Source organism: Terribacillus saccharophilus, from assembly GCF_002272075.1.
In the GTDB taxonomy this organism is placed as follows: Bacteria; Bacillota; Bacilli; order Bacillales; family Amphibacillaceae; genus Terribacillus; species Terribacillus saccharophilus_A.
In genome coordinates this window covers 186948-195942 of the sequence record NZ_NPBJ01000027.1, presented here as the reverse complement: position 1 = coordinate 195942, position 8995 = coordinate 186948, and the positions used below count along the sequence as shown (strand labels likewise).

The 8995-nt window shown below is 38.1% G+C and carries 9 protein-coding genes; 4 read left to right on the top strand and 5 right to left on the bottom strand.

Annotated features, from left to right (window positions below; genetic code table 11):
- The coding region (locus CHH48_RS19355) for an IS3 family transposase (protein ID WP_141230080.1) at positions 1 to 78 on the top strand (78 nt) is incomplete at its 5' end.
- A gap of 129 nt (positions 79 to 207) precedes the next feature.
- Here CHH48_RS19355 and CHH48_RS14725 read toward each other — a convergent pair.
- Positions 208 to 642 carry a hypothetical protein gene (locus CHH48_RS14725; RefSeq protein ID WP_095219902.1) on the bottom strand — a complete coding sequence of 145 codons (435 nt, stop codon included), beginning with the start codon at positions 640 to 642 and terminating at the stop codon, positions 208 to 210.
- Between the two features lie 221 nt (positions 643 to 863).
- On the bottom strand, positions 864 to 1196 hold the full coding sequence (locus tag CHH48_RS14720) for a hypothetical protein (RefSeq protein WP_095219901.1): 333 nt from the start codon (positions 1194 to 1196) through the stop codon (positions 864 to 866).
- Between the two features lie 337 nt (positions 1197 to 1533).
- Here CHH48_RS14720 and CHH48_RS14715 point away from each other — a divergent pair, with 337 nt between their 5' ends.
- Both CHH48_RS14715 and CHH48_RS14710 read left to right on the top strand, forming a co-directional pair.
- Positions 1534 to 1983: an SMI1/KNR4 family protein gene (locus tag CHH48_RS14715; RefSeq protein ID WP_095219900.1), complete on the top strand. Its 450-nt coding sequence runs from the start codon at positions 1534 to 1536 to the stop codon at positions 1981 to 1983.
- A 122-nt stretch (positions 1984 to 2105) separates the two neighbouring features.
- A complete protein-coding gene (locus CHH48_RS14710; RefSeq protein WP_095219899.1) occupies positions 2106 to 2489 on the top strand; it encodes a hypothetical protein in 384 nt (127 codons plus the stop codon).
- 48 nt (positions 2490 to 2537) lie between these two features.
- On the opposite strand, the gene CHH48_RS14705 is transcribed toward CHH48_RS14710, so the two are convergent.
- Both CHH48_RS14705 and CHH48_RS14700 read right to left on the bottom strand, forming a co-directional pair.
- Complete coding sequence (locus CHH48_RS14705; RefSeq protein ID WP_095219898.1) at positions 2538 to 3989, bottom strand: aldehyde dehydrogenase family protein; 1452 nt, start codon at positions 3987 to 3989, stop codon at positions 2538 to 2540.
- Positions 3990 to 4021: 32 nt separating this feature from the next.
- Complete coding sequence (locus CHH48_RS14700) at positions 4022 to 5128, bottom strand: NAD(P)-dependent alcohol dehydrogenase (protein WP_095219897.1); 1107 nt, start codon at positions 5126 to 5128, stop codon at positions 4022 to 4024.
- 218 nt (positions 5129 to 5346) lie between these two features.
- Here CHH48_RS14700 and CHH48_RS14695 point away from each other — a divergent pair, with 218 nt between their 5' ends.
- Positions 5347 to 5937, top strand: coding sequence for a TetR/AcrR family transcriptional regulator (locus tag CHH48_RS14695; RefSeq protein WP_245840392.1), 591 nt, complete (start codon positions 5347 to 5349; stop codon positions 5935 to 5937).
- Between the two features lie 129 nt (positions 5938 to 6066).
- Here CHH48_RS14695 and CHH48_RS14690 read toward each other — a convergent pair whose 3' ends face one another.
- On the bottom strand, positions 6067 to 8952 hold the full coding sequence (locus CHH48_RS14690) for a DUF3427 domain-containing protein (RefSeq protein WP_095219895.1): 2886 nt from the start codon (positions 8950 to 8952) through the stop codon (positions 6067 to 6069).
- Positions 8953 to 8995 lie beyond the last annotated feature (43 nt).

The window sequence follows — 8995 nt, the reverse complement described above, 5'->3', positions numbered from 1 at the left end:
TATTATTATAACAACATTCGTATTCAAACGAAACTAAACAACCAATCACCGATGCAATATCGGCAATTGGCTATTTGAAGGTATTTTGATCCCTGTCTCAAAAACGGGGGTCAGTCCCATTTACGTACACCTTTTTTTGCATAGTAGCTTACTTTAAAAGTCAATATCACATGAGGACCTATTTAGATACAAACTATCATTTTACCGTTATCTAGTCCAATAAGTACTTACAGCCACTCTAGTATCACCAGGAAGTTTTGATGTGATTATTGCACGCATTGTACCAGACTTAACATTGGTGAATGTATGATGTAAAGGTCTCCCAGCTCTAACAGTACCTGATTTTGTTGCGATTGTTTTAAATGTACCACTAACCCTTCTCTGAAGTTCCACTTTAACATCATATTGACAACCATTACATTCATAGGTTCCACCTACAACTGTTCCTTGAACAACAGAAATTTTGACGTTTGATCCACTATCAGAGGTAAACAGAGTGTGCTTGATACTTTTACCAACAGCTTTGTGGTACTGAGTATATGCTGTAGTGGTAGAAGCTGCTGATGCAGAATCCGGTTTTACTAGTACTCCTCCTATTATTAATATAGTTACTAGCATTAAACTCACTAATTTCTTAGACAATATAATCGCTCCTTTTTCCAAAAATTACTTTCAAAACCACAATTAACATATTATGTATCGTCAATCAATGTGTAAGTGTAACTATTACTTCAGTTTCTATGTTATCTGTCTTATAATCTTTGCGTTCAAAGCCTTCAACAGGCTCTCAGAGGCTTCTTGTATCCTTTTTCCTTCTTCTAATATAAAAGCCACCAGCAAGGTGGCTTAATTTATTCTTTATGTTACACGGAGAAACTTACCTCTTCACCTTCAACGTCTATATCATCTATTACAATGAAATATTCTTCAAGGTATATAACTAGGTTTTCTTCCACAGCACTACTTTTTATTAATTGTTCAAATACCTCTAAGACTTCGTTAGAACCTCTGTTGAACACTCTCTTATATTTAATGTATTCTACATCTTTCATTTCTATAAATTTAAAGTTATCTCCTACATTACCGTTTAGTAGATGTTTTACAATATATCGATCTTTCTCATATGTATCTACTATTAAATAAGTATTGCCATTGATACTAGTTGTGGGGTACCTCCCTTCACTTGCTGCATACATATGTCCTAATCCGAAACAGAGGACATATGCGATGGAAATGATAGCAATTATTATAGAAACTACCTTCAAATGTTATTTTACATATAGTAGTCTTGTATAACATGCTCGCACCCTATTCGGATTCTCCATCACAAAGTTCCTTGCGTATGGATCTGTACAAAACTCCGCCAACCTCATTTTAAGTCACACGTAAACAAAAATACCATCTTTAATAAGTGATTAAAACAATACACGGGGACAAGACAATAATCTTAGTTAAATCAAAAATACATGCGGAGTTTACTCATTCTGTCGGTGTATTAAACGTTACTAAAAATAAGTAATAGGAGTTGTCTATATGGCTAAAATTGTAGATTCCAATGAGAGAGTTTCCTTAGAAGAGATCAAAAACTTTGAAACTGAATATAATGTTAATTTACCAGAAAGATACAAAGGTTTCCTACTTAATTGGAATGGCGGATATCCAGAACCTAGTTTATTTAAAATATCAGATGAAAAAGGTGTTAGTGTTCTAGACCATTTCTATGGAATTGGTGATGACGAAAGTGATTTGTCCGATTATATCGACATATATGAATATAGATTACCAACAGGATTTGTACCAATAGCAAATGATCCTGGTGGCAACGTAATATGTCTGGGCACTAATGAACCTTATTACGATAATATATATTTTTGGAATCATGAGAACGAACAGGACGATAATGAGGATATCAGTAATATGTATTTCTTAGCGAATAACATAGATGAGTTTCTTGGAAATCTTTATGAAGACGAAGATAATTAAATTTGTTACTGCATTCGGTAACCTTACGTACGAATGCGTTTGGTCTAAGCTTTACTACAACTAGGTTCTTGCAAAAGAAACTGAACTATAATGGGTAATAATAAGGAAGAGAGATCTTATCTATGATAAACATGGCTAAAGTTAAGAAACTAGACGCTAATATTGAGGAAGAAGTAACCCTTGAAGTTAACAATATCGAGTTCACAGCCTTTGCTTTTATTTGCCCCTACAAAATTGAATTAGAGAAAAGTTACCCGGTTTTAATTGGATTTACTATACTTGATGATTTACTTATACGTGAATATAAAGATAATAAAAAAGATATAGAACGTATAGATACAGGTTATGAATATTATTTAAGAGGTTTATTGCAAAGAGATTCAGTAGATGCAGGAATCGTAATCAATGATGAGGATGAGTACTTCTCTGAATATCCAGAGTTAATCGGAAAAAATGTCGAGCTGAAAGTGGATAGGATTAGTGTAGAGTTTTTAAAAAGAGAGTAGAGAGATAAAGAATGCTCAGCGTTGTATTCGCTGAGCATCTTTATGTTATTAGAAAGGAAACTCCCGTGTCTCCACCTGTACCGAAACCCACTGGGTCTCCGTAAATTCCTCAATAATCCAAGGATTACCGAAGCGGCCCATTCCGGAGCTTTTCACTCCGCCGAATGGTGCGTTTTCCACTGCGTTTACTGTTTGGTCATTTACATGTGACATTCCAAACTCTAGCGTAGCTGCCAGCTGTTCACCTTTAGCTAGGTCTCCAGTGAAGATAGCAGAGCTTAGACCGAATTCTGAGTTATTTGCAATCTCCATGGCTTCTTCATCAGATGCTGCTTTGATGATAGAAGCGATTGGAGAGAATAGTTCGGATTGAGCTAGGCTGCTGTCTGGAGGAACGTTTCCGAAAATAGTTGGTGTTAAGATATTTCCTTCGCGTGTTCCTTCCAGCAGTACTTCGATATTGTCTTCCTTCGCCTGGTCGATGAAGGATAGTGCTTTTTGAAGCTGTTGTTCATTGATCATTGGTCCGATGATGACGGATTTATCTGTTGGGTTGCCTATCGGCAATGTCTTCGCGTGTGCCACGAATTTCTCAACAAATACATCGTATAGCTTTTCGTGCACAATGATTCGGTTGATCATCATACAGATTTGACCCTGGTGCAGGAACTTACCGAAAACAGCTGCTTTCACTGCTTGGTCAACGTCTGCGTCCTCCAGGACAACAAACGGTGCGTTGCCTCCTAGTTCCAATGCCACTGGCTTTAATAAGCCCCCAGCCGAGCGGCCAATGTGACGGCCAACAGGTGTTGATCCTGTAAAGCTGATGAACTTGGAATAAGGATGTTCAATCATCATATCCCCTATTTCAGGAACTTCGGTCACAATCACATTCAATACACCATTAGGAAGACCAGCTTGGTCGAACGCTTTCGCGATGATTGTACCGCCAGTAACAGCAGTTTGGATATCCCCTTTATGCACAACTGCGTTACCTAGCGCTAGCGCTGGAACGATTGTCCTAATAGACAGATACAATGGGAAGTTGAACGGTGAAATAGAAGATATCACGCCTAAAGGCTTGCGATAGGCTTTATTCACTTTGCCTGGCATAGATGCAGGTAGTTCTCTGAATCCGAGTGAATCAACAAAGGTTAATGCCTCTTCAAAGCAAGCAATTGTCAACCCGATTTCCACTTTAGCTTTGATGTAGGTAGAACCAGATTCCAGCGCTAGGAATTCAGCAATTTCTTCTTCGTTTTCTTTAAAGAAGTTCAATGCCTTCTGCAAAACTTCAGTCCGCAGCTGTGTATCTTTTGCCCATGCTTTATATGCTGTATTACCAGCTTCGTATGCTTGCTCTACTTGATGCTTCGAAGCAATCGGGAACTCTGCCAATACAGAAGAATCATACGGATTCAATAAGCTATAAGCAGAAGAGCCCTCGCCTTCTACCCAAGCACCATTTATATAGCTTTTCGTCAGCTCTTGTATATGCATAGCTGTACCTCCCATACAGAAATACCAAGCTATTAAGCTTGATATTCTTTATCAATAATCAAAATTGGCTTAATAGTAGACCCATTCGCTGAATCCTCAAATGCTTGCTGAATATCATCCATTTCATAGAATTTCACCAATTTATCGAATGGGAATTGACCGTTTTGGTAGAACTTCACTAGTTTCGGAATGATCAATTGCGGTACAGCATCGCCTTCTACAACACCTTTCAGTGTTACAGCTTTCGTCATGATTTCATTGGTAACGTTGATTGTCAGGTCGCGTTTACCAACGGCAACTGTCGCACATTCACCTTTCACACGTAAGCAGCGGATTGCTGCTAGTGTTACTTCTGGAACACCTGTTGTTTCCAAGGAGTAGTGTGCACCTTTGCCAGTGATTTCTTTGATTTTCTCAGCGGCATCTTCGTTTTTGCTATTGATAGTATGTGTTGCGCCAAGCTCTTTTGCTAATTCCAAACGGCTGTCATGGATATCAACAGCGATGATTGGGTAGCAGCCTGCGATTTTCGCAGCCATCATACCAGATAGACCTACAGCTCCTGTACCGAATACGACAAAGCTTGTACCAGCTTCTGGAGCAAGGGAGTTCAAGACAGTACCACTGCCTGTCATTAGACCGCAGCCAAGCGGGCCCAATAGACGAAGGTCAGCCTCTTTATCGATTTTCACCACGTTCTTCTCATCTACCGTGCTGTACGTAGCGAAAGAAGATTGGCCAAAGAACTGTGACACTTCTTGTTCCTCTTTATGAATTGGTGATACACCATATTTGTTTTTACCCGCGAAGTTAAGCTCCATCATGTTTTCACAGCCGCCTGCATTACCTTCCAGGCAGTTATCACAATGACCGCAATAACTGAATCCTAGTACGACATGATCCCCTGGTTCAACAGTAGTAACATTGCTGCCTACTCTTTCTACAATCCCTGAACCTTCATGTCCCAGTACAGCCGGATATGGTACTGGCAGCGAGCCATCCAGCACAGTTGCATCTGTATGACAAACACCCGAAGCAACAATTCGTACCAACACCTCATCAGCTTTTGGCTCATCCAACTGCAGTGTCTGCTTGTTGAAATCACTCTCTTCAGTAGTTAACATTGCTTGGATTTCCATCCTAATTCCCCCAGTTATACATTTTTCAATTATATTAAAGAGATTTATAATATAATTAACCTAAGTATAAAGAATTAGAAAGCGGCGTTTCAATCATTGAAAAACTGAAAATGTATGGGTTTTCAACTATGAGGATAGTACTGTATAGTTTTTCAACAAAAAAAATAAAATGTCTAAAATTCATCTATCATAGAGAAGGTATCTAGCGAGGGAAAATCATGCCAAAAACAGACCGAAGAATTGAGCGCACGAAATCCACCTTAATAGCAACATTCCAGAAGCTTGTCTTAGAGAGAGGCTTTTCCAAAGTTAAAGTAAAAGATATCGTAGACGAAGCCAATTACAACCGCACCACCTTTTACGTACATTACGTCGGCAAAGAGCAATTAGCCAAAGAAATGATCGAACTGGAAATGGCGCGTTTCTGTTATGAGTTCTGCAAACCAGTTCGCGATAATCCCATCCTCGACTTAACGAAGATGAGCCCGAATGAAACAGATGTCTTTCAGTATATGAAGGACAACAGCTATTACTATGACTTACTTGTTATTCAAGATCCGATACCAGGAATCTGTGAAGCTTTATTAGAGGTGCTGAAGGATATGTTCCAAAACCGATTTTCCTTTATCGGCGATAAGGCCGCCGAGATTAATGCTGACTATTTCACGCATTATAGAGCTTATGGGATATACGGATGGCTTTTGGAGTGGATTAGAGCAGGGTATGATGCGACGCCTTCAGAGATGGCGAGGAGGATTATTAATTTGTTGCATTATCATTCTTCTTTGATGAGAGAGGTAAATAAATAACTCTAGGTTAATTTTAAATAGATAATAGATCTATAGCCTTTTCTAAGTTGAAAGGACATTGCTCCCACTAAAATACCCCAGCCGAGAATAATCGGCTGAGGTGCATTTAAAACAGTCTTAATACCTTTATTACTCCACAATATACCGATAAATCTTCTTATCCACCGGCTCTTCCAAATTCATATTCATTGTCACAACAGGAATAACTTTATCTTCTCCACTTCTCATCTCTTCCTGCTGAACAGTTTGTTTATCTGGATGAACCTGACCTAAATAATAAAAACCTAATCCTTCATCATCATCTTTTTTCACAAACAAATGAATATCAATGTCGTTATCATCCGCGTTTATGATTTCTGCTACTTCTTTAGACGCGATAGTACGTTTGCTTCTGGTGTACCATTTAAATGTTTGTTCATTTAAAAAAGTATCTTCGTAGGCAACACTGGACTCGACGTCTTCGTCTTTGTGATACGTTACAAAAATCGGACATGTTTGATGTTTTGTTTTATAACCATATATTGTGGAGCTTTCATCGCTATCCCAATTCAACAGACGACATGCATCTTTACGAGTGTATTTTTCGTAGCGTGTGAGTATATTGTTGTCATATTGTTTACTCTTCTCTATAGAAGTTAATAGGACATCCTTAAGAAGTTTAGCAAAAGTATTATTCGTGTTAATACTTTCTTTTACTTCCTTCCTTATCTTCAGAATATGGCTCTCTACTTCAACAAGTGGCCATTCACCATATTTTTTACGGTTCGTTTGACTAAAGAAAGATAGATCCAGTATACGCAGCACGGAGGTAATGGTAGCATCATCACATGATAATCCTTTTTCAGCAAGTGAACTTCGATACTCCTCACAGGAAACTTCTGAGCGCTCACTTAACATCTCTAATAAGACTACTTCATGGAGTCTTTTTCCATTTAGTAACTCCTGAGAGACCATTGTTAAAACTTTATTTTCATAATCCGTGATATGAGGTACTTCTTCTTTTACAGCAATCAAGAATTGATGATAATTATCCTTAGCTTTAATAAGTACAGCTGGATCTATGGAGTGGTTCAAAATAAAATCCTGCAAATAAGGAACCCTACCCAATCGATTTCTCAAAGCAGTATAAGCATCTTTTAATGTCTTCATTGCTGTCAGTTTGCTATCACTAATAGATTTATAAATCTGTTTCTTAGCAATCTCTTCGAAGTTAACAGTCGAGATTCCCTTAATATAATCAGTGTTCTTCATCCGGCGACGGATCGCATCCTTGTTTTGAGAGCTTTCGCCGGAGAGTGCTACCGGAATTAGGTAATTGTTTTTGTAATTTCCGATAAAATCGATGATTGTCACATATTCCTTTGAACCGTGCTTTCGCAGACCTCGTCCTAGCTGCTGAATAAAGATGATACTAGATTGTGTTTGTCGCAACATCACAACTTGATTAATACTTGGTATATCTATACCTTCATTAAAGATATCCACCGTCAAGATGTAGTCAAGTTCTCCATTTTCTAATTGTTCGACTCTACTTAAACGCTCCTTTTGAGAATCATCACCGGTTAATGCACAGGTTCGAAAACCTCTTTCATTCAATGCACTTGCCAGTTGATACGTCTCTTCTTTTCTACTGCAGAAGATAAGCCCTTTAACCGATTCACCGGAATACCCATAATAATTGATCTTCTCAATAATATGGTTAATACGCTCTTCCGTCACCAAATGCGAAAGCAGAGCTGTTTCGCTTATCAACTCGCCGTTGTACTCAATATCCGTAACTCCATAGTAATGGAAAGGAGACAACATATCCTCTTCTAAAGCTTCTTGTAAACGAATCTCATAGGCAATATTATAGTCGAATAGTTCATAGATATTAAAGTCATCCATCCGCTCTGGCGTTGCCGTCATTCCTAACAAGAATGCAGGCTCAAAATGATCAATTACGGTTTGATAAGATTTTGCTCCTGCCTTGTGGACCTCATCGATAAGTACGTAATCAAATGCCTCTTTATCAAATAAAGCAAGATTGTCAGATTTAGACAATGTTTGTATCGTAGCAAATACGTACTTTCTATCAATCTCTCTAGAAGCCCCTGATAGAATACCGAATTGCTCATCGTGGCCACCTAAGATTTTCTTATAGTCCGCCATTGCTTTGTGTAGGATCTGTTCTCTATGTACAATGAAAAGCATGCGTTCCGGCTGCACATTACGTACATCAAAAGCAGAAAGAAAAGTTTTCCCTGTCCCGGTAGCAGATACTACTAAGCCTTTTTGATGACCAGCATCTCTCACTGCCTTAATCTGTGCTAACGCTGCTACTTGCATTTTGTTGGGTTCAATACTTATAGCATCTTGAATAGAATTTATTCGATAATCAGCAGGTAATTCAATAACCTTATCTATAGCACGCTTTTCTTTACTTTCTTCATAAATTGCAGCGTACCGATTGATCCACTCCTCCGTTAAAGGAAAGGCCTGATCCCACACATCATCAAATTGATTAGAAAAGTGCCGAATAATCTCGCCATTCTCATGAGAATTCAGCTTCACATTCCACTCATAATTCACTTGAAGTGCTTGTGCAGTTAAATTCGAACTACCTATAACTAAGGTGTGGTACATCTTATGATGAAATATATAACCTTTGGCATGGAATCCTGGTAAATCTGTTAGCCTTACTTCTACATTTGAGATTTTAAGTAATTCTCTAAAAGCCTTCGGCGAATTAAACTGTAGAAAAGTAGACGTTAAAATACGCCCCTTTATCCCTTTACGCGCCAAATCATACAGATGTGTCTTCAATGTAGCCAATCCACTTTCTGTAATAAAAGCAACTGAGAAAATAAAGCTCTGACAAACTTCCAATTCCTCCAATAAGGATTGTAAGACTGTTGTATTCTCTTGATGATTATTTACTAATAATTGTGGATTAAAATTCTTTTGGTTACTATATGTGTGATCAATAAATCCGTTATGCAATGAATCTTTCAGGCTGTTAATAAAATTATCCATTCACTCCACCATTCATTACCAATTAATAGTTTAATTGTAATGT